At 52.1% G+C, this 25,659-nt stretch carries 17 protein-coding genes, 1 tRNA gene and 1 rRNA gene; 9 read left to right on the top strand and 10 right to left on the bottom strand.

Annotated features, from left to right (window positions below; translation table 11 throughout):
* Positions 1-8: 8 nt before the first annotated feature.
* The 3 genes from OQV00_RS23370 to OQV00_RS23360 all read right to left on the bottom strand — a co-directional run bounded on the left by OQV00_RS23370 (position 9) and on the right by OQV00_RS23360 (position 3,902).
* On the bottom strand, positions 9-2,555 hold the full coding sequence (locus tag OQV00_RS23370) for a fimbria/pilus outer membrane usher protein (protein WP_048025010.1): 2,547 nt from the start codon (positions 2,553-2,555) through the stop codon (positions 9-11).
* Positions 2,556-2,584: 29 nt separating this feature from the next.
* Positions 2,585-3,274 (bottom strand): fimbrial biogenesis chaperone, encoded by a 690-nt coding sequence (locus OQV00_RS23365; RefSeq protein WP_075808918.1) that lies wholly within the window; start codon positions 3,272-3,274, stop codon positions 2,585-2,587.
* Between the two features lie 61 nt (positions 3,275-3,335).
* A complete protein-coding gene (locus tag OQV00_RS23360) occupies positions 3,336-3,902 on the bottom strand; it encodes a fimbrial protein (protein ID WP_032716440.1) in 567 nt (188 codons plus the stop codon).
* Positions 3,903-4,924: 1,022 nt separating this feature from the next.
* Here OQV00_RS23360 and OQV00_RS23355 point away from each other — a divergent pair.
* From OQV00_RS23355 to yjeJ, 4 genes are all read left to right on the top strand, one after another.
* Entirely contained in the window at positions 4,925-5,269 is a 345-nt protein-coding gene (locus tag OQV00_RS23355; protein ID WP_224050096.1) for a hypothetical protein, read from the top strand.
* Between the two features lie 62 nt (positions 5,270-5,331).
* Positions 5,332-6,615 carry an HlyD family secretion protein gene (locus tag OQV00_RS23350; protein WP_032716441.1) on the top strand — a complete coding sequence of 428 codons (1,284 nt, stop codon included), beginning with the start codon at positions 5,332-5,334 and terminating at the stop codon, positions 6,613-6,615.
* The gene (locus OQV00_RS23345) at positions 6,608-8,719 is read left to right on the top strand and encodes a peptidase domain-containing ABC transporter (protein ID WP_032716442.1); all 2,112 of its coding nucleotides are present in this window, start codon (positions 6,608-6,610) and stop codon (positions 8,717-8,719) included. The genes OQV00_RS23350 and OQV00_RS23345 overlap by 8 nt, the downstream gene beginning before the upstream one ends.
* Before the next feature lie 28 nt (positions 8,720-8,747).
* Positions 8,748-9,596 carry a YjeJ family protein gene (gene yjeJ / locus OQV00_RS23340; protein WP_015585245.1) on the top strand — a complete coding sequence of 283 codons (849 nt, stop codon included), beginning with the start codon at positions 8,748-8,750 and terminating at the stop codon, positions 9,594-9,596.
* 210 nt (positions 9,597-9,806) lie between these two features.
* Here yjeJ and OQV00_RS23335 read toward each other — a convergent pair whose 3' ends face one another.
* Both OQV00_RS23335 and OQV00_RS23330 read right to left on the bottom strand, forming a co-directional pair.
* Positions 9,807-11,135 (bottom strand): OprD family outer membrane porin, encoded by a 1,329-nt coding sequence (locus OQV00_RS23335; RefSeq protein WP_032716444.1) that lies wholly within the window; start codon positions 11,133-11,135, stop codon positions 9,807-9,809.
* A 77-nt stretch (positions 11,136-11,212) separates the two neighbouring features.
* Entirely contained in the window at positions 11,213-11,995 is a 783-nt protein-coding gene (locus OQV00_RS23330; protein WP_015585243.1) for a histidine phosphatase family protein, read from the bottom strand.
* A 584-nt stretch (positions 11,996-12,579) separates the two neighbouring features.
* Here OQV00_RS23330 and surE point away from each other — a divergent pair.
* Entirely contained in the window at positions 12,580-13,419 is an 840-nt protein-coding gene (surE, locus tag OQV00_RS23325; RefSeq protein ID WP_155075448.1) for a 5'/3'-nucleotidase SurE, read from the top strand.
* 50 nt (positions 13,420-13,469) lie between these two features.
* On the opposite strand, the gene OQV00_RS23320 is transcribed toward surE, so the two are convergent.
* The 4 genes from OQV00_RS23320 to OQV00_RS23305 are packed head-to-tail and all read right to left on the bottom strand — an operon-like array spanning position 13,470 to position 19,725.
* The gene (locus OQV00_RS23320; protein ID WP_032716448.1) at positions 13,470-16,628 is read right to left on the bottom strand and encodes a CusA/CzcA family heavy metal efflux RND transporter; all 3,159 of its coding nucleotides are present in this window, start codon (positions 16,626-16,628) and stop codon (positions 13,470-13,472) included.
* 11 nt (positions 16,629-16,639) lie between these two features.
* Entirely contained in the window at positions 16,640-17,917 is a 1,278-nt protein-coding gene (locus OQV00_RS23315; protein ID WP_048025016.1) for an efflux RND transporter periplasmic adaptor subunit, read from the bottom strand.
* Positions 17,918-17,962: 45 nt separating this feature from the next.
* Positions 17,963-18,310, bottom strand: coding sequence for a cation efflux system protein CusF (gene cusF, locus OQV00_RS23310; RefSeq protein ID WP_015585239.1), 348 nt, complete (start codon positions 18,308-18,310; stop codon positions 17,963-17,965).
* 29 nt (positions 18,311-18,339) lie between these two features.
* Entirely contained in the window at positions 18,340-19,725 is a 1,386-nt protein-coding gene (locus tag OQV00_RS23305) for an efflux transporter outer membrane subunit (protein ID WP_266279487.1), read from the bottom strand.
* A gap of 172 nt (positions 19,726-19,897) precedes the next feature.
* Here OQV00_RS23305 and OQV00_RS23300 point away from each other — a divergent pair, with 172 nt between their 5' ends.
* Together OQV00_RS23300 and OQV00_RS23295 are read left to right on the top strand one after the other, a co-directional pair.
* Entirely contained in the window at positions 19,898-20,581 is a 684-nt protein-coding gene (locus OQV00_RS23300) for a copper/silver response regulator transcription factor (RefSeq protein ID WP_004857434.1), read from the top strand.
* Positions 20,571-22,022, top strand: a complete 1,452-nt coding sequence (locus OQV00_RS23295) for a Cu(+)/Ag(+) sensor histidine kinase (protein ID WP_004857437.1) — start codon at positions 20,571-20,573, stop codon at positions 22,020-22,022. The genes OQV00_RS23300 and OQV00_RS23295 overlap by 11 nt, the downstream gene beginning before the upstream one ends.
* A gap of 56 nt (positions 22,023-22,078) precedes the next feature.
* Here OQV00_RS23295 and OQV00_RS23290 read toward each other — a convergent pair whose 3' ends face one another.
* Positions 22,079-23,200: a ribosomal protein uL16 3-hydroxylase gene (locus OQV00_RS23290; protein ID WP_004857441.1), complete on the bottom strand. Its 1,122-nt coding sequence runs from the start codon at positions 23,198-23,200 to the stop codon at positions 22,079-22,081.
* A gap of 622 nt (positions 23,201-23,822) precedes the next feature.
* Here OQV00_RS23290 and OQV00_RS23285 point away from each other — a divergent pair.
* Together OQV00_RS23285 and OQV00_RS23280 are read left to right on the top strand one after the other, a co-directional pair.
* Positions 23,823-25,361 (top strand): 16S ribosomal RNA (locus OQV00_RS23285).
* An 85-nt stretch (positions 25,362-25,446) separates the two neighbouring features.
* Positions 25,447-25,522, top strand: a tRNA-Glu gene (locus OQV00_RS23280).
* Positions 25,523-25,659: the final 137 nt, after the last annotated feature.

Here is a 25,659-nt window from a genome sequence, read left to right as displayed (position 1 = left end):
TATGATGATTATCGACACAAGGCTTCAGCCTGACTGACTCCGGAATTTTTCTTCTGGCCGGCGGACAAGGTATATATGGCGGTACATTGCTGGCCTGCTTTTTTCCCCCAGCTTACCGTCAGTACGCCAGTTGGCTGAAGGCCGGTCATATAGACCATACCGGCGTCGCTCACGATACTGGCTTGAGATTTGGCGGCACCGGAAAGCGTGACCATGGCGCCAAAAGGCACTTCGCGGCCTGAAGGCGTTTTAAGATGAATAAATGCCCGCAGCCCAATATTCCCGGCATAGTTTGTGCGAACAATGGCGCCTCGCGTAGGGACAACCCGCTGGGTGGTCTGCATCAGCTCCATCTCTTCGCCAAAGGACGTGCTATCCAGAGTGATATCGGTACTGCGGTAGGGGGTAATATAGGGAACGATGGCATAGCCGCGACCGTCCGTGACGATAGTGGAGTCCGAGCTGAGCCTGACGTTGTCTAAACCAGGGGCCTTGATCAGGACCGCTGCGTTGCTGATATTCTGCCCAAGCGTTATGCCGTCCGCGTGTGCAATCAGACTGCCATTGGCGCCGTAGTCGAACCGTCGGCTGTTGTTGTCGTAGCTGTAGCCAGCGCTTACGCTGCCGCGAGAGCCGTTGTATGCTCCCCGAATGTCGCCGCTATAGTATTCACGATTGCTATAGCCCTGCTGGATGTTCCAGTCGAGGTTGTTGTCTTCCAACGCTATACCGCCTACAGAGACGTACTGATCCGTGGAGCCTGGGCTACTTTCGGTGATTTGATAGCTGGCATAGGTATTGGGCAACCAGTTGCTCAGCGGTATAGAGATGGTGAGGGCAACGCGCTGATCGTTTCGCGATTCGCGGCTGGAACTGTAAATCCCCCAGGTATAGCGGCTATAGCTGTAGCCGAGATAGTAGTTAATTCCCCGCCAGCCGCCGTTGTAACCCAGGCTCAATGATTTATTCGTACGCTTGTTATCCCAGTAATCTTCTACAAGCGCGCTGATGGATACGCTGCCATGCGCTCTTCCCAGACTTTGGTTCAGCGTGAAGTTAGTGCGATTACGTAAAGAACGGCCGGAGTAGTAATACCCGTCATGGGCATAGGTGTTAAGCACCTCAGAGAGCGTGTTAAACCCTTTTGTCGAGTAGCGATAGCCGGCAATGGTAAAGTTGGTCCCGGTTTCAATAATATTTTTACCGTAGCGTAAACGCCACGACTGGCCGGACGTTTTATCGTCATAGCGTTTTTTAGACCATGCCTGGGTCACATCTGCCGAGAGGGCGCCAAGACTGGCAAGGTTATAGCCAATCCCGCTTGAAAGAGCCTGATATTTGGCCGATGCCTGTACGCCGCCAAAAATCGTGGCGCTGGATGTCAATCCATACTTGGCAGTGGCCTGCGTAAAGGGCGTGTCGTCAATGGTGCCCACATACGGGCGGTACTTCCCGGAGGTGATTTCATATTCGAATTGCTTCTCGCGCAGCATCACCGGCAGGACCGCGAACGGCACGATGAAGTTCTGTCTTGAGCCGTCGGACTCTTCAACCGTCACGTACAGATCGCCGCTGCCGCCGCTCGGATACATGTCGGTAATTTCAAAGGCGCCTGGGGCGACGTAGGTCTGGTAAACCTGATAGCCGTTCTGCTTGATGACAACGCGGGCGTTGGTTTTAGCAATACCACGGATTACCGGAGCATAGCCGCGCATACTTTCTGGCAGCATGCTGGTATCCGTCGCCAGCTGCACCCCGGAAAAGGGGACGCTGTCAAATATGCCGGACAGGGAAGAGCTTTCACCGATGATCAGATTGCTGCTGATAGAGCGTAAGCTGCGTTGGAGATAAAGATAAGCGGAATCAAAATGGTCTGATTCACCCTTGCTTTTATTCCACATGCTCAGGTTTCTGACCCGCCACGGGCCGATATTTATCCCTGATTCCAGGTTCAGGCTATAGTATTCATTATCGCTTTTATAATCCTGAGAACCATTGAATTGATAGTTTACAAACATGGCGTTGATGCCGTCATCAAATTTTTCCGGCGGGATGTAGTCATTGGCCACGGTACTTATCGCGGCCTGAGGCACGGAAATATCTAAGCGCTGAGCGGCAAAATCGAAAATGGTTTTGCTGTCCGGGATGATATCGAAATTGCTACACCCTTGTTCACTCTCCTTGAGCTCAGGGAATGACTTGACTCTGACACCATATTGCGAGAGTACATCTAACGTAAAGCAGGGAATAAGATTGAGCTTTTTATCGAGTTTATTGCTTCGGGTGTCCGTGATAAATTTAACATTTTTGGTTTCCAGGTAACGGCCATTAAAAACAACATCAACTCGATAGTCTCCCGGAGCCTGGGCATTGACCGATTGATAAACTGACAGATCGGGAATGTTGGATGTGTCACCTCCATTGACTGATGAAATGAATGCCGGGTCAAAGAATTCACGGGCGTTCACTTTAGTGTGAATACTCGCCGTCATTATAGTAATAATAGCTATGCAGATCGTAGATAGCCTGAAGGTATTGTTGTGTTCTATAGGCATAAAAACATCCATTTATAAATGCGAACTGTTTATGGCAGTTGCGATGAATAGAGGGAACCTGCTCCTCCATAATCATTCACTATTTTCCACGTGACTTTGGTAGCATTACCGTTATCTTTTAGCGTTATAACTTTTGATGAAAAGGGTTCAATGAATTTAATTTTTGCCTGATATTCATTGGCGCCAATTTGTACGTTTCTAAAATAGTAAAAGAAAGGCGTCGGGTTTTTAATGGTGAGCTGTTTACCCGCTCTGCGCCACTCTATTTTTTTTGCTTCGGTATTATTGGATAACTCAGCTAACGCTTTGGGCCGATAGATTAATCGCATGCGATGCCTGACGGCGAGCTGTATAGTATTGCTGTTCGCATAGGTATCATCAGACGGTGGTATCGCCATGATGTTAAAAAAATAGGATGATTCGCGGTCAGTGGGAGCATTGATGCTAGCTACAGAGAATATACGGACAGTATTCTTCTGCTTCATCTCCAGGCGAAAAAGCGGAGGTGTCACTATGAAGGCTGGCGTTTTCCCTTCTGGCGCTTCAACCCATGATTTGATCAGATAAGGCATTTCGTCTTTATTATCAATTTGCGCAGATATCTCACGAGCGCCTTCTTTATAAAGATAGCGGGTTGATTCGATAACAATTCCTGCATGCGCAAAACCACTCAGCATCATGGCGAAGGCAAGGGTTGCCTTGATCATCATCTGGTACATTAGATTCCTTCAGCATTTAATTAAAAAGGTCTGCCGGAATGACAGACCCTTTAAAAATTAATTAGATGGTGTAATCAATGGTAAAGGTCGCAATGCCTTTCACCGGACCTTCAGTTACCGGGTTAGCGGCATTGACTTTCACATAACCTGCCAGGTACTCCAGGTTAGTTGCCTGGTGTGGGGTATAGGATTCGGCAAGCGGAGTGCCATCAAACTGGATACGCGCGCTGTTGCTCTTTTTCTGAATACCGATACCGATGTTTCCGGCACCGTTAGCTGCCACGTTATCCAGAATTTCAGGTGATGAAGAGGTCGTACCGGTAACTTTAACGCTCAGGCCGGTTACGTTGTTTTCATCCGGGCCGCCAATAGCGCAATCAGTCACCTGGAAACCAAACTGCTGGTGTTTAAATAAGGTATTCGCTGATTGACCAGTAGCTTCAGCAGTGGTCACCGTCATCAGCTTAACAATACCGTTGTTAAGCGTACCGGTTGGCGTGACGACGCAAGAGGTTTGGGAGTCTGCCACTTCGCCCAGGATAGTCACTTCAGCCTGGTTTGTTGCCAAAGCCTGAGCACTGAAAGCCGCAGAGGCAGTAATAACCATAGCCAGAATTGTTTTTTTCATCCGTTTAATCCATTCATTTAAAGTTAAATTATTAATACCGGAAAAGGTGCCGAAATTAGACTTCAGAAACTGATCCCGTATGTATCCGTATATACTTACTCTTTAACCATTTAACGGTTTGTGTGGGTAAGCGGTGCTATATTAATCGCGGCTCGCACAAATACTCATCTGATTTTTCTTTAATAAAGCTGAAGGGGGTGAATAACTGTCGATTAACCTCTGGATGTGGTTTGCTGATTTAAGTGGAACAGGATGCGCCGGCCGCCATAACCGGGAGCTCAGGCGTAAAAAATGATGCGCAGAGAAAAATTATAAAGTTAAACAAAGTTAATAGCCGTTAAGTGCTTAAATGATCGGGTTTAATCTTGATGATGGCATATAGTTTGCTTTTATTACGACAGCACATTAGTGGAACGTTTATAATAATGGCGATGTTGTTAATAACTTTAGGTTTATTATTAATGACAGTTGTATTATCGTCTTTACTGGTCTCTGCGATACCTTGAAACATCTTGTGGTGCAGCAGGTAAAATGAGGATAGGGTAGGGATATGTGCAGATTTAAACTTGCTGTGGCTAAGGCGGGAAACATTTGTCATATCGGTTCTGTGGTTTTGCTGTTATCTGTTACGCTGACTTGTATCTGACGTCACCAGCTATATTGCTTTTAATATTACCTGGGTGAATCTAATTTTTTGTGATTCAGAAAATTTAATCATTTCTCTCGCTTCTCTTTCTGCGACTGACCAGGGCCGGTGCTTTGTTCTGTCAGTGCCGCAACGCATATGCATACGAAGCATACTGGTTATCGCAGGTTGCTTAACGTCTGATGTTTATTCCCGCGGATGCCAGGATGGGGCCTGAATCATATTTTTATTTCTTATTTTATTTTGCACTGTAGAACATTCATGAAACTAAAGTTGTTTTTTTAGCGGAAGACCTGAAAATAGCCACCCATCAGCACAGCATATGTGATTGATAAATTTATACCATCTGGAATATACAAGTTTATATAAGGACTAAATGATGAAAGAACTTTCTTTTGAAGAAATGAATGTGGTATCCGGGGCGTACTCCTGGAGCAGTCCGTGGGATATCTTTGGCAATATCGGCGAAGCGGTGGTTAGTGCGACGCTGGGCGCGGTGGCGGGCTTTGCCGCCGGAGCTATTATTGGCGGTAAACACGGCGGTGACGGTGGTGGAGTCCTTGGCTTTGGTACTATTGGTCAGGGCGTTGGTATGATCGTTGGTGGTATTATTGGTGGTATTACCTGCGGGATTGGCGGGGCAATTGTAGGGTTTGAAAACACATGGGAATATACTCAGAAAACACTTGACGGTTTCCTTGACGGTACTTTCAAACCTTGATTTTAAAGTAGCTTCTAGTTTGGCCCGATGCGTCGGGCCTTTTAATATCAGGCCGGGTACTCATGGGTAAAAGATTGTTCAGGCGGGAAGCGATAGAGCATCAGAGAAGCTACTGGAAAGGAAGAGTCATTCTGCTCAGAGGCGTTTCACCATTAATCATTTCCGCATGCTGCGTTGCTTTTCTAGTGATGATTATTGCGATGCTTTGTCTGTTTAAATATACCAAAAGAATCGATGTTGTTGGTGAGGTTATCACGTTACCGCATCCTCTTAACATATCTTCACCGCAGCCTGGTTCAGTCTCCAGGCAGTCTATTCAGGTCGGGGATGTGGTTAAGAAGGGTGAGGTATTATTTGAACTTGATGTATCTAAAAGTACCGATGGTGGGAACGTCAGTGATACTAATGTTGCAATGGTGAAAGCAAAGATAGTTAATGCTGAAGATATCATCGCGAAGCTTAAGGTAAACAAAGATGGTTTCATTGAGACAACGCACCGTCAGATTCTGCGTTATGAACACTCCCTGAATGAAACTGAAAAGATGCTGACTACGGCGCAAAAGGGGCTCACCCACATAGAGAAATCGCTACAAAACTATAGCGACTATCTTAAGAGAGGGTTAATCAATAAAGATCAGTACAATAATCAGCACTCTCTTTTTGTGCAACAGCAAAATGCGTTTCAGTCATTATCATCGCAAAAAATGCAGCTGGAATTACAGCTCACGCAGACGCGGAGTGATTTAACCGTAAAGACGGCAGAACTTGATAACCAGATTACCTCGCAATATTCTCAGCTGAGAGATCTGCAGACGCAGCTCATTGAAAATAGCGCCAACGGTAAAATTGTAGTGAAGTCGACTATTGATGGCCGGGTCGAATCGATTGCGGTTACCCGCGGTCAAATGGTGGAAGCCGGGAGCAGCCTGGCTCAGGTAAAACAACTTACCGGTATTGAGTACTATTTATTGCTGTGGTTACCCGACAACAGTTTACCCTATGTCAAAATCGGCGATATCGTTAATATTCGCTACGATGCATTTCCTTCCGATAAATTTGGTCAGTTTTCGGGGAAAGTGCTGTCGATATCATCGATGCCGGCGACCCGACGGGAGTTGGCTGAATATAGTAATAACCAGATGAGCAATGCGCCAGCGCCTACGTTATATAAAGCAATCATCAATATTAAAGACAAAGAATTTATCTATAAAGATCGCAGGCTGGTTCTGGCGAATGGCCTCAAGGCGAAAAGTATCGTTTTTACTGAGGAAAGACCGCTGTACCAGTGGCTATTCTCGCCAGTATATAAAGTCGTTCAGAGTCTGAAGGGACCCGGAGATGAATAAAGATGTGCTTGATTCTATTTTTAAAAGAATCAATTTTTCCATGAAAAACAAAGTTCCGGTTATTATCCAGTCTGAGTCAACGGAATGCGGTAATGCTTGTTTATCAATGATTTGCGGTTTCTACGGGAAAGATATCGATCTGTTTAATTTTCGTAACCGCTACGGTTCCACTTCACAAGGGGCGACATTAAACGTTCTGGCGGCGATTGCGCAGAAGGCTGGACTCAAGACGCGGGCCCTGTCGCTGGATATTGCCGAGATCAAGGAACTCCGGCTGCCGTGCATCCTGCACTGGTCGTTAAACCATTTTGTCGTTCTGGTGGCGATAAAAGGGAAGCGTTTCATTATTCACGATCCGGCGCTGGGAAGACGCGTGGTGCATCTTCAGGAATTATCAGAAAACTTCAGCGGTATTGCGCTGGAGGCATGGCCTGATAGCGACTTTCGCCAGGAAAAGCAGCGCTCCCGACTTAAGCTACTGGACTTAATGCACAACATGGTTGGCCTCAAGTCGGCACTGATCAAAATATTCATGCTGTCCGTGGTGATTGAAACGGTGAATTTGCTGTTGCCGATGGGGACGCAGATCGTGACTGACCATGTCATTACCGCACATGACGAAAACCTGCTGCTGGTCATCTGCGTCGGGTTAATGTTTTTTACCATTTTTAAAACCTGGGTCAGCATGATCCGCGCGTGGGTCTCTCTCAAGTTGAATACGCTGACCGACGTGCAGTGGAAAACCAGCTTTTTTGATCATCTGATGAGCCTGCCGCTGGCATTTTTTGAAAAGCGCCAGTTAGGGGATATACAGTCGCGGTTTGCTTCTCTGGATATCATTCGCGCAACGTTTACCAACAGCATCGTGACGGGAATGATCGACTCGATCATGACTATTGGCCTGCTTATCATGCTGAGTTTGTATGGCGGCTGGCTGGTCTGGGTAGTATTAGGTTTTACCGTTTGCTACGCCATCATGCGAGCGCTGACCTATAAGTTTTATCGTACCGTCAGCGAGGAGTTAATCGTCAAACGTGCGCGTTCTGGCTCGCATTTTATGGAGTCGTTGTACGGTATTGCGACGATAAAATCGCTTAATCTCAAAAACAGACGCTCGCAACATTGGCTGAACACCAATATTGATGTCAGCAATGCCGGTCTGAAACAGACGCGTTTTGATATGCTGTTCGGCGGCATAAACACGTTCATTAATTCAGCCGATCAGGTTGTGATTTTATGGCTGGGCGCGCAGATGGTGATGGATAATACTATGACCATTGGTATGTTTATGGCGTTTAATGCCTATCGCGGCCAGTTTACTCAACGTGCCGCCTCGTTAATCGATTTGACGATGCAGCTGAAAATGCTGTCGCTGCACAACGAACGTATTTCTGAAATTGTCTATAGTGAGCCGGAGGTCGACTCCCCGTTAAGAAACGTTTTCGAAGAGAATGTTGGCGTCTCTCTGGAGGTTCGGGACTTAGCCTATCAGTATGATTTATTGTCAAAACCTGTTTTTTCTAACGTCAATATTAGCGTGGCCGCAGGAGAGTCCGTCGCGCTGGTCGGCGTGTCGGGCATTGGTAAGACGACACTATTAAAAGTCATGTCGGGTCTGCTCACGCCTGAACGAGGCGAGATATTTATCGGTGGTTTCGATATTAACAAAATTGGCATTAATAATTTCCGCAGCAATATCGCCTGCGTCTTACAGGAAGATCGTCTTTTTTCCGGATCCATTACCGATAATATTTCGGGGTTTGACGATGAGGTAGATGAGGCGCTGGTCATCGAGTGTGCGATGCAATGTAATATCCATGAAGAGATTTTACGCATGCCGATGGGCTATGAAACGATTATCGGGGAACTGGGTGCCGGGATTTCTGGCGGCCAGAAGCAGCGCCTGCTGATAGCTCGCGCGCTTTATCAAAAACCACGAATATTATTTATGGATGAAGCGACCAGTCATCTCGATATCAATAATGAAAAGATAATTAATGCAGCGATTGAATCCTTAAATATTACCCGGATTATTATTGCTCATCGTCCTTCGACTATTGCCTGTGCCGACAGGATTATTGATTTGGCAAAAATCACACCGTGACGTCATATTTTATTAAGAGAATCATTTTATGAACAAACTAATGGGTATTAATACCGGGATTATTAAATCAGCGGCAGGCGTACTAGCGTTGGCGCTGAAAGCACACAGTGCATCGGGCTCCGAAAGTCTCATTTATCTGCCGCCCGATCGGCTACAGTCCTTGCTTTTTGCCGTCTTTAGCGGTTATCGCAGGCTGCAGATGATGTTCCGGGAGGATGCTGAGGGCGTCAGAGAGCAGGTGATTGCCCAGTCTGAAGCGTTAAATAGCCGGATCCCTGTCGTCACGCTTGATGAGGTCCAGCAGCCCGATGTCGCTCTGCGGACGATCGATTTTGTGATGAAGCCGTATCAGGAACGGGTCACGTTTTTGTTCTTTTTGCAAAATGATAGCGTGGTCGCTATCGATCTGGCATTGACTCAGATGGAGTATCTACTGGGGCTATTATTAACCACGATCCAAAAGACAGAAGATCGGGACTTTATTTCACTGGCATTACGGGAAAACGATTTTATACCTTTCTATACCGTTGACTTTATGCCTGCGAATGGCGAGGGCATTAAATATAATCAATTTGATGTTCCCGCCTGGAAATCCGCCGCGTTGGACGATTTTTATTCACTGCTTATCGTGCAGGATAATGGTGATATTCCGTGCGGGGTTATTATTAAAGCGGTACCGGGAATTGAACCGAGCCGGGTAAACGCGATTGGTGAGCTGTTGCTCAACAATAACTCGTTACTCATACCCTATCGGCAGCACACCATGACCTTTGAGTATGAAAAGATGGATCCCGCCGCGACAGTAGAGGAGAGAGAGAGTCTGCTAAAGGCGCATATTAAACATCGGCAGGCAAAGATAGATTTATCAGCCCGCTAGAGTCAATCCATCGCCAGGCAAGCCAGCAACAGAGCCCGGAAATCGGGCCTGTCAGCGACGCGGCCACACATCACATTTTTTCGTTCACACGCGCCGGCAAAACGCTTTTTGCGGTCATGATTGTTGAGTGCAGACTCAACAGCGCCTCTTGCTATTTATCGGCGCTGATGGTCTGCAGCGAGAGTTGTTCTTTTACGGCAGGATGAATGATCAGAACAGACTAAAGCGATACTCGATGATGACCTCGGAAGAGAGGGAATTAGCCCGGATATAGTGTCCATCGTTCAGCACCGGCGTTTTTCCGTTCATACGATAGGACCATCCTGGCCCGAACATCGCCCAGACGGTCAGATTTTTCAGCTTCGGATGCGTTGGTACCCAGCGGCTAAACGCGTTGATTTCACCCGTACGCACGTGGTTGCCCTTGTAGTTGAACTGCGCAATGTTGCCCGCCAGACCTATCGCCAGCTCTGGCGTCAGGTTGTAGTCTGAAATATTTGCCAGCACCAGCTCCCCGTCACGCATGTAGTCGCTGCCGGCGTAGGCCATCGAAATAAAGGTGCCGCGTGAGTTCTTGCTCATATGCCGGGGGAAAAAGCCGATTTCGTGGGCTTTTTCGGCATCGGTATAGCCCAGCCCCCACTTCGTGCTCCAGTTATCCGCCTGCCATTTGACATCAATCGCATAATGCCGGGCATTGCTGTCGAAATCGCGCTTATTGGCCGGCATCGCTTTATATTCATCCAAAGCATGAGTGGCATAAATCTGCGTACCAATATTTAACTGCTTCAGCGGTTTGAGTTGCGTGAACAGCACATGGCGGCGCAGGTAGTTATCGCTTTCACCATAGCCGTACTGTAAATTCAGCCGGTCGCTCTGCCACAGAATATCGCCGCTGGCGATATGGTTAAGATAGCGTCCGGTGTTGGTCTGGAAGCGCTTCTTATCCGGCGAGTTACGGTCCATCGAACTTTCGATGTAGGCGCCGCGCAGGGTCACGTCACCGTAGTTGACGCCGCCGGTCCAGCCGAGATAGGTGGTGGGCGACAGACGGGTAGAGGTGGAGATGACGCCAGTGTTTTTAATCATCTGCCAGCCCCAGCGGGCGTTCAGATTGAGATCGGCGAGTTGATATTTCAGCTTCATGCTGCGCTGACCAAACTTGGAGAAACCTTCGGCATTGCTCTTTTTATTACCGGTCCCGTTATTATAGAGCACGCCGCGCGAGTTAAAATAGTCGCTGGCACCCAGCTTGATGGCACCGTAATAAGTTGCATCGAAACCGATGATATCGGCGAAATAACCTGACTGGTAATCCACGGCAACGCCCTGGCCCCAGGCATTGTGCACTTTCTTGGGTTCTGTCTCTTCTTCCTTAAGATATTTCCAGTAGTTTTTAAGCGACAGCGTCATATGGGACTGACTAAAAAAAGGATCGGCAAATACCGTATCAATCATATCCGCTTGCGCAACGTCATTCGCTGACCAGGCACAGGCAGGAAGCGTCAGCAGCATCATAGTAATAATATTATTTTTCATTATAAACCCCGAGGCGAGATGCTGCGAGCCAGCTGGGGCTGGCTTCAACAGTCATCTGCAATAATATAATTAAGCGATCAGTTATTGTTATTGAGAGCCTGCTTGCCGGCTTCGACATATTTCATGGTGCCGATTTCTGGAACCGAATAGATGCCATTTTTATAGACAATTTTCACCACCGCAGCGTTGGCCAGCGGTTTATTTTTCGCCGTGTCGTCGGTCAGGTCGGAAATCATAATTTGCATCGAGGTGCCGGACGAAATGGCGAGGATATTTTTGTCACCCTGGGACTCGGCATTTTCAACGATGGTATGCAACGCCGCCTGAGTACGGCTCTTCACCTGCTGATAATTTTCTGCCATACCTTGCGGGTCGGCAGCGGCCAGCGCGTTCTGACTTTCCGCCACCGGCAGAGTGCCTGCTTTCATTTTGCTGAACAGGGCGGCGCTGTCTTTTAACCCCAGCTGTTTTGCGCCGGCTGCGGCCATATCCTTGTTGAAGCCGCCTTCAAAGCTGCCAAAAAAGGCTTCGCGCAGGCCAGGCAGCTCGATCGGGTGATAATCGGCGATCCCGGCCTGTTTCAGAATCACCGCCAGGGTTTCCCGCTGTCGCCCGGCATCACTGGAATAAAAACGGTCGAACTTCACCTCTTTTAAACCTTCGCCGAGATAACGGGCGACGCGGATACCGTCTTCCGTCAGCGGAGAATCGGCCCATCCCTGCACGCGGTCAAAGGTATTTAATAGCGTTTTCCCGTGTCGGGCAAAATAAATATTAATGCTGCCATCGTCTTTCATTTCCGCTGCTGAACAGGTTGCGGCACTGGCGATCATGATGATTGCGGTTAGCCATTTGTTCATTTTGTTCTCCTTTTTATTATTTTAAAGCCAAAAAAAAACCTACGTCAGCGACTCGGGTTGGGCATGTGTTGCACGATGCCGCCAGAGTATATGACGTAGGTTTTGCCTGTGTTGAAAACAGTAACAATCCAATGTGGCCGACTTTATCATGTTAGCGATGGAAAAACAGGCGGAATTTGTTTTTATATTAATAAATGTGATCGTTCGCATGCCCTGTGGTTTGTTACCAATAACATTCCAACCCCCCGCCAATATCGTCAAAAAGCAGCAGGGATAATTCGCAATGATTAGCTGTTCGGATTCAGGTGAAATATCATTTTTCAGCCTTTGTTTTTAGTGGGAATAGTTTGTTGTTATTGACCGTAGTCACATAATAAGCCTGCTGCCTCTGGATTATTCTGCCGATACGGAGTATTTTTCCAACGTCCTGGGATTGTAACGGAATAACGGCAAAACCTAAGGGACCTGGCGCAAGTCAATTTGCGTGCAGGTCCCTTAGGTTTTTTTTTGCGCCAGATAAATATCTTGATACTGACTAAGGAGTGATCGTGAAAATCAACATCCTCGCCGCTGCGCTGCTCACCATGCTGACCGCCTCGACTCAGGCGGCGGAAAAACCGCTCAGAATCCTGCTGGTTAACGACGATGGCTGCCAGTCGGTTGGCACAACGTCGTTACAGGAAAAGCTGGCCGCCAAAGGGTATGACGTGTGGATGGTGGCGCCTGCGACCAACCAGAGCGGCATCGGCTCAGCGATAACCTTCAAACCGGGTAAAACGTTCGATGTTAAGAAAGTGGCTGACAAGCGCTACTGCTTCCCGGGCACGCCGGCGGATGCCGTGGATTTTGGCCTGTGGGGGGTGATGAAAGAGGCGGCGCCGGACCTGGTCATTTCTGGGGTGAATGATGGCCCCAATACCGGCATGGCGCAGGTGAACTCGGGCACCGTTAGCGCCGCGGCCCGCGCGCTGCGCTACGGTTTCCCGGCTATTGCGGCCAGCATCGGCTATCGCTTCACGGAAGAGGAGATGAAAAACAAATGGCCCAGCACGCATAAATACTGGCCCGATGCGGTGGATTACGTCGTGACCGTGGTGGATAAGCTGAACGCCACCCGCGAGCCGGGTGCCGCCTTATTACCCAAAGGGTCGGGGTTGAGTATCAACTATCCGCCGCTGCCGACAACGGAGATTAAAGGCGTCCATTACATCGACAATGAGCAGTTCCCTGTCCCGCAGATTAGCTATGAGCTACAGGCTGACGGCACGGCGAAGCAGGGCATGAACCCGGCGTCGCTGACGCCAACGACGGAGGATACCGACAGCGGCTGGTTAAATAAGGGCTACATCACTTACACCCTGTTTGACGGTTCGTGGAATGCGCCGCAGTTCCAGGCGCAGTATGAGAAATTACTGGGTCGTTAATACGGCGCTGAAGTGATAAAAGCGGGAGCCGTTCTGGCCCCCGCCTGGTATCAAGCCGATATCGCTTTCCGCGTCTGCCGGTGCCGGTACAGCCACATCAGTTTATACGCTGCCGGGATGATAAACAGCGACAGCAGCGGGGCGGTGATCATCCCGCCGATCATCGGGGCGGCGATGCGACTCATCACCTCCGATCCTGCGCCGGTGCCCCATAAGATGGGCAGCAGGCCGGCGATAATCACCGCCACGGTCATCGCCTTTGGCCGCACGCGCAGCACCGCCCCCTGATACAGCGCCTCGTCGAGCTTTTCGACGCTAAAGGTCTGCGGATTTTCCAGCGACGGGTGAGCTTCAATCGCGTGGCGCAGGTACATTAGCATCACCACGCCAAACTCCGCCGCCACCCCGGCCAGCGCAATAAACCCGGTGCCGGTGGCAACCGACAGATGGAACCCCATCCCATACAGGAACCAGATACCGCCAACGAGGGCGAACGGTACGCTGGTAATGATCAGCAGTGCCTCGCCAAAGCGGCGGAACGCCAGGTAGAGCAGGACGAAGATGATCATCAGCGTCATCGGCACCATCAGCTTCAGCTTCTGATTGGCGCGTTCGAGCAGCTCAAACTGCCCGGAGTACGACACGCTGATCCCCGGTTTCATCTGCACCTGTTCGGCGATGGTTTTTTGCAGGTCGTGAACCACGGAGACCATGTCGCGATCGCGGGCGTCGATGTAGATCCAGCTGGCCGGGCGGGCATTCTCGGTTTTTAGCATCGAAGGACCGGTCACCACCTTCACTTCAGCGACGTCACCGAGGGTGATTTGCTGCTTCATCGGGGTCAGGACTGGCAGCTGGCGCAGGGCGTCCGGGCTGTCGCGATAGCTTTGCGGGTAGCGGATGTTGATCGGATAACGCTCAACGCCTTCTACCGTTTCACCCACCATGGCGCCGCCGATGGCCGACGACACAAACAGCTGAACGTCGCCTACGGTCATGCCATAGCGGGCCGCTTTTTCGCGGTTGATATCGATATTCAGATAGCGCCCGCCCACCAGGCGTTCTGCCAGCGCCGAGGTGACGCCCGGCACGGTTCGGGCGACCACTTCGATCCGCTCGGCGACCTCGTCGATATCGGAGAGCACCGTGCCGGAAACCTTAATGCCGATCGGGCTTTTGATCCCGGTGGAGAGCATATCGATGCGGTTACGAATCGGCGGTACCCACAGATTGGCCAGCCCCGGCAGCCGCACGGTCTTATCCAGCTCCTCAATAATCTTCTCCATGGTCATCCCCGGCCGCCACTGCGCCTGCGGCTTGAGCTGAATAGTGGTTTCGACCATTTCCAGTGGCGCGGAGTCGGTGGCGGTTTCTGCCTTACCGGTCTTGCCAAACACGCGGGCCACTTCCGGCACGGTCATGATCAGCTTATCGGTTTTTTGCAGCATATCCGCTGCCTGCGCGGCTGAGATCCCCGGCAGCGTCGAGGGCATATACAGCAGATCGCCTTCGTTGATCTGCGGTAAGAACTCGCCGCCGACCCGGTTAAGCGGCCAGATGATCGTCAGGATCGACAGCAGTGCAACCAGTAGCGTGGTTTTCGGCCAGTGCAGCACCTTCAGCAACAGCGGGTGATAAATGCGGATCAGAAAACGGTTGAGCGGATTACTGGTTTCCGCCGGGATCTTACCGCGGATCCAGAAGCCCATCAGGATCGGGATCACCACGATCGCCAGCAGCGCCGCACCCGCCATCGACCAGGTTTTGGTAAAGGCGAGGGGACCAAATAGCTTCCCTTCTTGTCCTTCGAGGGTAAAAATCGGGATAAACGACAGGGTAATAATCAGCAGGCTGATAAACAGCGCCGGGCCGACCTCCACCGAAGCGTCGGTGATGATTTTCCAGCGCGTGTCGTTGGCCAGTTTCTGCCCCGGGTTATGGTGCTCCCACTCTTCCAGCCGCTTATGGGCGTTTTCGATCATCACGATGGCGGCGTCAACCATCGCCCCTACGGCAATGGCGATACCGCCCAGCGACATGATGTTGGCGTTCAGTCCCTGAAAATGCATGACGATAAAGGCGATACAGAGACCAAGCGGCAGAGAGATAATCGCGACCAGCGCGGAGCGGATGTGCCACAGGAACAGCGCGCAGACCAGTGCTACGACGATAAACTCCTCCAGCAGCTTGCTGCTGAGGTTGTCGATCGCCCGGTCGATCAGCTGGCTGCGATCGTAGGTCGTCACGATTTCTACCCCTTCCGGCAGGCTGCTTTTCAGGGTCTCGAGCTTGTCTTTAACGGCGGAAATCACTTCGCGGGCGTTTTTGCCGGAGCGCAGGATCACCACGCCGCCGGCCACTTCGCCTTCACCGTTCAGTTCGGCAATGCCGCGGCGCATTTCCGGGCCCATTTGTACCCGCGCCACATCGCGCAAAAAGACCGGCACGCCGTTGTCGCCGGTTCTCAGCACGATATTATTGAAGTCATCCAGCGTCTGCAGGTAGCCGCTGGCGCGCACCATATACTCAGCTTCCGACAGCTCGACGGAGGAACCGCCCGCCTCCTGGTTGGAGGCATCCAGCGCGGATTTCACCGTCGACAGGCTGATGCCATACTGGGTCAGTTTCTGCGGGTCGACGACAATCTGATACTCTTTGACCACGCCGCCGACCGATGCCACTTCCGAGACATTGGGGATGGTTTTCAGCTCATATTTTAAAAACCAGTCTTGCAGCGAGCGCAGTTCGGCGAGGTCGTGTTTACCGCTGCGATCGACCAGCGCATATTCGAAGATCCAGCCCACGCCGGTTGCATCCGGTCCCATTTCGGCGCTGACGCCCGCCGGCAGTTTACCCTGCACCTGATTGAGATATTCCAGTACCCGGGAGCGCGCCCAGTAGGGGTCGGTGCCATCCTCAAAAATGACGTACACATAGGAGTCGCCAAACTGCGAGAAGCCGCGTACCGTTTTGGCTCCTGGCACCGACAGCATGGTGGTGGTCAGCGGCCAGGTGACCTGATTTTCGACGATTTGCGGCGCCTGCCCCGGATAGCTGGTTTTAACAATAACCTGTACATCCGAGAGATCCGGCAGAGCATCGACCGGCGTATGGACGATGGTCCACGCGCCCCAGAGGCTGAGAAACAGCGCGCCCATCATCACCAGAAAGCGGTTGGCCACCGAGCGACGGATTATCCATTCAATCATTTGTCATCTCCTCAGTGGGCGTGCGCTGCGGGTGTCGGTATCGCGGCAGGCGTCTGCGCGCGCATCCTGTCCAGCGCGCCGGAAATATTGGCTTCCGAATCAATCAGGAACAGACCGCTGGAGACCACCTTTTCGCCTTCGCTGAGGCCGGCGCTGACCGCCGTGACGTCGCCGGATTGCTGGAATACGTCGATACGTTTCGGGACAAAACGCCCGTCGTTGTCAACCGTGATCACCCGCTGCTCCGTACCGGTATCGATCAGCGCTTTTGACGGAATCAAGAGCATCGGCTGGCTTTGGGTGTTCAACCGCAGCCAGGCGTTCATCCCCGGTTTGAGCATCTCGTCGGGGTTATCCACCTGCAGGCGCAGCTGTAGCGTGCGGGTCGTGGCATCGGCGCTGGGCAGAATCGTCCATTTGCTGATGGTGAAGGTTTTCCCCGGCCAGGCGGGAACGGAAATCGTCAACTGCGAGCTGTCTTTAAGCAGCCAGGCAATAGATTCCGGTACCGCGGCGCCGATCCACACCGGATCCATTCCCTGAATTTTCGCCACCACGTTATCCTTTGTGATGTTCATCCCGCTGCGCAAATCAAAGGCGGTGATAACGCCATCGATCGGGGCTTTGAGGGTGAAGCGGGTCTGAATTTTACGCGTCGCTTTTAAGCGGCGAATATCCTCTTCCGGCATACCGGCGAGGCGCAGACGCTCGAGGATCCCCTCCACCTGGGTGGCGGTTCCGCCGGTATCCCGCAGCAGCAGATATTCGCTCTGGGCTTCGACCCAGTCCGGAATGGTCAGATCGACCAGCGGCGTGCCCTGGCGAATTTTATCGCCAACGGTCAGGGGATATACTTTCTCGATAAATCCCGCCGAGCGCGCCTGCACAATCACAAACTGATATTCGTTAAAACTGACGCTCGCCGGCAGCAGCTGCTCGAAATGCAGCGGGCCACGGCGAACGGGTTCGGTTTTCAGCCCCAGGTTTTGGGTCTGCGTGGGATCGATACGCACGCCGGGTGTAGACGGGGAGGCTCCCTCTTCGTCGGCATACTTCGCCACCAGGTCCATATCCATAAACGGTGATTTTCCCGGTTTATCAAAGCGCGTATTAGGGTACATCGGGTCATACCAGAACAGCACTTTACGGGCCTCTTTTGTACCGGTCGGTGCCGCGCTGTCCGCGGCGGTTGGTGGCGAGAACCAGGCGTACAGGCTTGCGGAGATCATGCCGCCAATAAGCATACTGCCGATAATCAGCGCGCTGTTTTTGAGGGTTAACGAGGCCATATCTGTGTCCATTCCGGTGTTATTGGGAAGCTATCTCCGTGGGCGTTACTGTGCGAGATGGATATCCTGTAATAAGGAGAGATTGCCCTGCTGAATAAAGGTAAAGGCGACTTTGCTGCCGGCTTTAATGTCGTTGAGCGGCGTTTGCGGGGTAAAGGTGAAACGCATGGTCATCGGTGGCCAGTTCACCGCCGGAATCGCATCATGGGCGATGGTGACTTTTTTGCTTTCCATATCAATGGATTTAACCTCGCCGGTGGCGCTGATGGCCGGCGTTTGTTGCGCGGCGGGCGCGGCGTTCATCATTTCGCCATGCTGATGTTCGTTGGCCTGCGCGCCGAACATCACCGTAGAAAGCAGGCCGAAAATGAGGGTTTTAGTAAGGTGATTCATCATTCATGCTCCTGAAAGTAAATGAGGGGTTATTCCATCCAGCCGCCACCCAGGGCGGTGAATAGCTTGATTTCGTTGACCTGACGGGCGTAGTTGAGGTCCAGCAGGGTTTGTTGCGTGGTGAAGAGCGAACGCTCGGCATCCAGCACTTCGATATAGCTCACCGCGCCGTGCTGATAGAGCGCTCTGGCTCGCTGCCGGGTCGTCTGCAGCGAAGCGAGGTAGCGTTGCTGAGCGCTGATTTGGTCTGCCAGGCTCTGGCGCAGGGCCAGCGCATCGGCGACCTCTTTGAAGGCGGCCTGAATTTTTTGCTCATAATTCATCACCGACTGCTGCTGGCGGATTTCCGCTAAATCGAGGTTGGCCTGATTGCGCCCGGCATTAAAAATCGGCAGTTCGATTTTGGGGACGAAATTCCACATCCCGCTGGCGGGATTAAACAAGCGTGACAAATCCGCGCTGCTGCCGGACAGCGAGCTGGTTAAGGTTATCGACGGGAAAAAGGCCGCGCGCGCGGCGCCGATATTGGCGTTCGCGGCGCGTAAACCGTGCTCGGCTTCTAAAATGTCCGGGCGCTGCAGCAGGATCTGCGAAGAGAGCGCCGGCGGCAAGGCGACGCCGTTGATATCAAGGAGGCTGCTGGCCGCGTCATCAGGCAGATGCTGGTAGCTCCCCAGCAGCAGCTGCAGAGCGTTGTTGGCCTGCGCCAGTTCGCCTTCACGTTTGGCAATATCGGCACGGGTGCTTTCGATGACCCCGCGGGCCTGCTCCAGCGCCAGGACATTGGTGCTGCCGGTCAGCAGCTGTTTCTCGACAAAGGCGTAGGAACGCTGGTAGTTCTGCAACGTCTCCTTCGCCACCTGCAGCTGAGCCCAGGCCAGGCGCTGGTTGAAATAGCTCTGCGAGACATTCGAGACTAATAGAATATGAACCGCCCGGCGGGCTTCCTTGCTGGCGAAATAGTTTTGCCTGTCCGCCTCGCTTAAGTTTTTCAGACGGCCGAAGAAATCGAGATCAAAGCTGAGGTTAAGCCCGGCCTGATAGTCGCTGGCGGTGGTGGTGTCACCTTTGAGTTTGCCGCTCCAGGTGGTGCTGGCGGCGCTATCAAGCTGCGGGTAGCGATCGGCGTCGGTGACGCCATATTGCGCTCTTGCCTCCTGGACTTTGAGCGTTGCCATGCGCAAATCCCGGTTGTTCAGCAGCGCTTCGCCAATTAGCGACTTCACCTGCGGGTCGACGAAAAATGTCCGCCAGCCGCTATCCTGATAATTTACCGGCATCGTGACCAGTTTGTTCTGGCTGCGTGAGAACTGTTGCGGCACCGGCGAGGTTGGCTGCTGGTACTCCGGTGCTAAAGAGAGGCAGCCGGTCAGAACAAAAGTCACGCTGAGCGTGATGAGCTTTAATTTGCGCATAGGGCAGGACGTTTTCGACGACGAATGAATGACGGGTACTGTACAAAACGGCCTCTGTTCGATGCGTGACAGGAAAATGACAAAGCTGTCATTTACCTGAGAATTCATTGCTATCCGGTTTGGCTCCACTAGAATTGGAAACCCGCACAAAAGGCGCGTGAAGGAGCATGTCATGAAGATTTTGATCGTCGAAGATGAGAAAAAAACCGGGGAGTACCTGACCAAAGGGCTAACGGAGTCCGGTTTTGTCGTCGACCTGGCCGATAATGGTCTGAACGGCTATCACCTGGCGATGACCGGCGATTATGACCTGTTGATTCTCGATATTATGCTGCCCGATGTGAATGGCTGGGATATTGTCAGAATGCTGCGCGCCGCCAATAAAGGGGTGCCCGTCCTGCTGCTGACGGCTCTGGGCACCGTTGAGCATCGGGTCAAGGGACTGGAGCTGGGCGCGGACGACTATCTGGTGAAGCCCTTTGCCTTTGCCGAGCTGCTGGCGCGGGTCAGAACCTTGCTGCGCCGCGGTGCGTCGACCATGGTTGAAAGCCAGTTTCAGGCGGCGGATCTGTTCGTCGATCTGGTGAGCCGTAAAGTGACCCGCGGCGGAACGCGTATCACCCTGACCAGCAAAGAGTTCACGCTGCTGGAGTTCTTTCTGCGTCATCAGGGAGAAGTCCTGCCCCGGTCGCTGATTGCATCCCAGGTCTGGGACATGAACTTTGATAGCGATACCAATGCCATCGACGTGGCGGTCAAACGGCTGCGGGCTAAAATTGATAATGACTTTGAACCGAAGCTTATCCAGACCGTGCGCGGCGTGGGCTATATGCTCGAGGTCCCGGATGTTGAGTAAGTGGTTTCCGCGGCCCTTTTCGCTGGCTTCGCGACTGACTTTTTTTATCAGCCTGGCCACGATCGTGGCGTTCTTTGCCTTCACCTGGATAATGATCCATTCGGTAAAAGCGCACTTTGAGGAGCGTGACGTTCACGACTTAAAGCAGCTCGCGACAACGCTTGAAACGGTGCTGAACCACGGCGACTATCCGCAGGCCCAGCGGCTGGACATCGTGAAAAACGTCATTGATGGCTACGCCAACGTCTTTATCTGCCTCGATGATGCTAACGGACAGACGCTTTTCCAGTCGCCGAATGGCCCGGATCTGAGCCATATCATGAACACCCCCGGGCTGGTGGCTCGCCTGCAGGACGGGAGTGTGATCTCGTGGAGCGATCCGCATCCGCGGGCGATGACGCATGATAACCATCAACTGCAAAGCAGCGCCTGGCGGCTGATTATGCTGCCGCTCGGCAAAACGGCGGAGGGCAAACCGGCTTATTACCTGCTGATGGCGTTATCGATTGATTTCCACCTGCACTATATTAACGAACTGAAGGCGAAACTGATTTCGGCGGCGTCGGTGATCAGCATTCTTATCATCTTTATTGTGCTGTTCGTGGTTTATCAAGGACACAAACCGATCCGCCAGGTCAGCCGGCAGATCCAAAACATCACGTCCAAAGATCTCGACGTACGGTTAAATCCCGGGAGTGTTCCGGTGGAGCTGGAGCGGCTGGTGATTTCGTTTAACCATATGCTGGAACGTATTGAAGATGTCTTCACTCGCCAGTCCAACTTTTCTGCCGATATTGCCCATGAGATCCGCACGCCGATTACCAACCTGGTGACGCAAACGGAAATCGCCCTCAGTCAGACCCGCAGCCAGAAAGAGCTGGAAGATGTGCTGTACTCCAGCCTGGAAGAGTTTTCGCGGATGTCGCGGATGGTGAGCGATATGCTGTTTCTGGCGCAGGCGGATAATAATCAGCTGATCCCCGAGCAGAAAACCCTGAACCTGGCCGATGAGGTCAACAAAGTGTTCGACTTCTTTGAAGCCTGGGCGGAGGAGAAAGAGGTGACGCTGCGTTTTACGGGAAATGCATGCTGGGTGAACGGCGACCCGCTGATGCTGCGGCGGGCAATCAGCAACCTGCTGTCGAACGCCATTCGCTACACGCCGGGTCAGCAGGCGGTGACGATTCAGGTCAGCGAAAGCGCCGGGCAGGCGAAGCTGGTGGTGGAAAATCCGGGGGCGCCGATTGCGCCTGAGCACTTGCCTCGGCTGTTCGACCGTTTTTATCGCGTCGATCCTTCCCGGCAGCGTAAAGGTGAGGGGAGCGGTATTGGCCTCGCGATCGTGAAGTCTATTGTCACCGCGCATCACGGCAGCGTGGTGGTGGAGTCCGATAGCCGCTCAACGCGCTTTATCCTGACCTTGCCAAAACAGATGCCATAAACGGCGAAAGCCTGGCAAAACCAGGCTTTCGGGTAGACCCGTGCGGGGCCGCGGGATTACTCTTCGAAGTACCAGTAGCCCTGATTGATCAGGCGGACGAGTTCCGCCACAAATGCCGGATTCTGTAGCGCTTCGCCCAGCTCGCCCTGACCCACAGTGGTATACCGGCACAGAGCGTCCAGCGCATTCGCGTCGGTTGTTTCCAGCTGCTCGCTGTTGACAAAGAAGCTGTCGCCGATATGCAGAACTCGTAGTCCGCTCAGGCGGCACAGCTTTTCCCCCCCCGTCAGCGCATCCACAACGTCCTCTTCAGTATACGGCGGTTCGGCCGGGGCAATGTCCAGCTCATGGCGCGGGGTGGTCGCAAAGCGGCCGAACCACTGCTTAAAGTCTTCCGGTTGCTTAATCATGTCGATCATCATCGACTGCAAGCGCTCGAGCTCATACTCTTCCACGCGGCCGGGATGCTCACGGCAGGTGAGGTCCGGATCGCTGTAGTGCTCGCCGCCGAGATCGTTTTCCAGCGCGTAATCGGCAAAGCTACTGATGAGATCGCGACCATTAGGACCCCGGAAGCCGACGGAGTAGTTCAGCGCGGTTTCGTGGGTAACGCCATCGTGCGGGAATCCCGGCGGGATATAGAGGATATCGCCTGGCGCCAGATCTTCATCAATGATTGGCGGGAAAGGATCGACATGCAGCAGCGCCGGGTGCGGACAGAACTGGCGCATTGGCAGCTTGTCGCCCACGCGCCAGCGACGGCTGCCCATTCCCTGAATAATAAAGACATCATACTGATCGATATGCGGGCCAACGCCGCCGCCGGGGACGGAGAAGGAGATCATCAGATCGTCGAGGCGCCAGTCCGGCAGAACGCGGAAGGGACGTACCAACTCAGCAGCCGGCATATGCCAGTGGTTTACCGCCTGTGCCAGCAGAGACCAGCCGCTCTCGCCCAGGCCGTCAAAATGTTCAAACGGTCCGTTGCTCGCCTGCCAACGGTCGTTAACCAGGCTCACCAGGCGACTGTCGACTTCTGGTTCCATGGCCAGACCGGCCAGCTCATCCGGCGTAATCGGATCGACGAAGTCCGGGAAAGCATTCTTTAATACCACCGGCTGCTTTTGCCAGTACTTCTCTAAAAACTCGGGCCAGTTGATGTTCAGTTGATAAGCCATAGGTTCACACCAGTAATGTAGAAACGGGCCTGATTATAGAAAGGAGTCGGCCAGCGGCGCTTTGTCATGAGTCAATACAGCCGCTTAATTCGCCATCTGCGACGGTACGCGGTGAGAGGAGTAAAGAAAGAGAGGTGGAAAAATGGCGATGACCCATACCGCGCGTGCTTTTTTACACCGAGCAGGATTTGGCCTTGTTACCGCTGTAAGCCGCGTGGATACTGGGTTTCTCCGTTTCAGGGCCACCGGGGAGAAAACGGGAAAGTTCAAATAATGAGCGTTTGATAAGTTTTTTGTATTTTAAGGCTTGCCATGCAAACAAAACTCCCTATAATGCGCTCCCACTGACACGGCAAACGTGAACGAGTTCACAGATTAAGCCGGGTCGGCAGAGAAAAAATTCTGAAATTCAGGGTTGACTCTGAAAGAGGAAAGCGTAATATACGCCACCTCGCGACAGAGCGCTCAGCGCCGTCGCACTGCTCTTTAACAATTTATCAGACAATCTGTGTGGGCACTCAAAGTGACATGGATTCTTAACGTCCTCGGACGAAAAATGAATACCAAGTCTCTGAGTGAACACGTAATTCATTACGAAGTTTAATTCACGAGCATCAAACTTAAATTGAAGAGTTTGATCATGGCTCAGATTGAACGCTGGCGGCAGGCCTAACACATGCAAGTCGAGCGGTAGCACAGAGAGCTTGCTCTCGGGTGACGAGCGGCGGACGGGTGAGTAATGTCTGGGAAACTGCCTGATGGAGGGGGATAACTACTGGAAACGGTAGCTAATACCGCATAATGTCGCAAGACCAAAGTGGGGGACCTTCGGGCCTCATGCCATCAGATGTGCCCAGATGGGATTAGCTGGTAGGTGGGGTAATGGCTCACCTAGGCAACGATCCCTAGCTGGTCTGAGAGGATGACCAGCCACACTGGAACTGAGACACGGTCCAGACTCCTACGGGAGGCAGCAGTGGGGAATATTGCACAATGGGCGCAAGCCTGATGCAGCCATGCCGCGTGTATGAAGAAGGCCTTCGGGTTGTAAAGTACTTTCAGCGAGGAGGAAGGCATTAAGGTTAATAACCTTAGTGATTGACGTTACTCGCAGAAGAAGCACCGGCTAACTCCGTGCCAGCAGCCGCGGTAATACGGAGGGTGCAAGCGTTAATCGGAATTACTGGGCGTAAAGCGCACGCAGGCGGTCTGTTAAGTCAGATGTGAAATCCCCGGGCTCAACCTGGGAACTGCATTTGAAACTGGCAGGCTTGAGTCTTGTAGAGGGGGTAGAATTCCAGGTGTAGCGGTGAAATGCGTAGAGATCTGGAGGAATACCGGTGGCGAAGGCGGCCCCCTGGACAAAGACTGACGCTCAGGTGCGAAAGCGTGGGGAGCAAACAGGATTAGATACCCTGGTAGTCCACGCTGTAAACGATGTCGACTTGGAGGTTGTTCCCTTGAGGAGTGGCTTCCGGAGCTAACGCGTTAAGTCGACCGCCTGGGGAGTACGGCCGCAAGGTTAAAACTCAAATGAATTGACGGGGGCCCGCACAAGCGGTGGAGCATGTGGTTTAATTCGATGCAACGCGAAGAACCTTACCTACTCTTGACATCCAGAGAACTTAGCAGAGATGCTTTGGTGCCTTCGGGAACTCTGAGACAGGTGCTGCATGGCTGTCGTCAGCTCGTGTTGTGAAATGTTGGGTTAAGTCCCGCAACGAGCGCAACCCTTATCCTTTGTTGCCAGCGATTCGGTCGGGAACTCAAAGGAGACTGCCAGTGATAAACTGGAGGAAGGTGGGGATGACGTCAAGTCATCATGGCCCTTACGAGTAGGGCTACACACGTGCTACAATGGCATATACAAAGAGAAGCGACCTCGCGAGAGCAAGCGGACCTCATAAAGTATGTCGTAGTCCGGATTGGAGTCTGCAACTCGACTCCATGAAGTCGGAATCGCTAGTAATCGTAGATCAGAATGCTACGGTGAATACGTTCCCGGGCCTTGTACACACCGCCCGTCACACCATGGGAGTGGGTTGCAAAAGAAGTAGGTAGCTTAACCTTCGGGAGGGCGCTTACCACTTTGTGATTCATGACTGGGGTGAAGTCGTAACAAGGTAACCGTAGGGGAACCTGCGGTTGGATCACCTCCTTACCTGAAAGAACCTGCCTTTGTAGTGCTCACACAGATTGTCTGATGAAAAGTAAATAGCAAGGCGTCTTGCGATTGAGACTTCAGTGTCCCCTTCGTCTAGAGGCCCAGGACACCGCCCTTTCACGGCGGTAACAGGGGTTCGAATCCCCTAGGGGACGCCACTTGCTGGTTTGTGAGTGAAAGTCGCCGACCTCTATATCTCAAAACTGATTCTCAGGAATCACGTTTGAGATATTTGCTCTTTAAAAATCTGGATCAAGCTGAAAATTGAAACGACACACTGTTTCCTTTCTACGTA

Origin of the sequence: Klebsiella sp. DY2415 (assembly GCF_026314315.1) — a bacterium.
Lineage (GTDB): Bacteria > Pseudomonadota > Gammaproteobacteria > Enterobacterales > Enterobacteriaceae > Klebsiella > Klebsiella ornithinolytica.
Note: the sequence above shows the minus strand (reverse complement) of the source record. Positions and strands in the feature narration are given on the sequence as shown.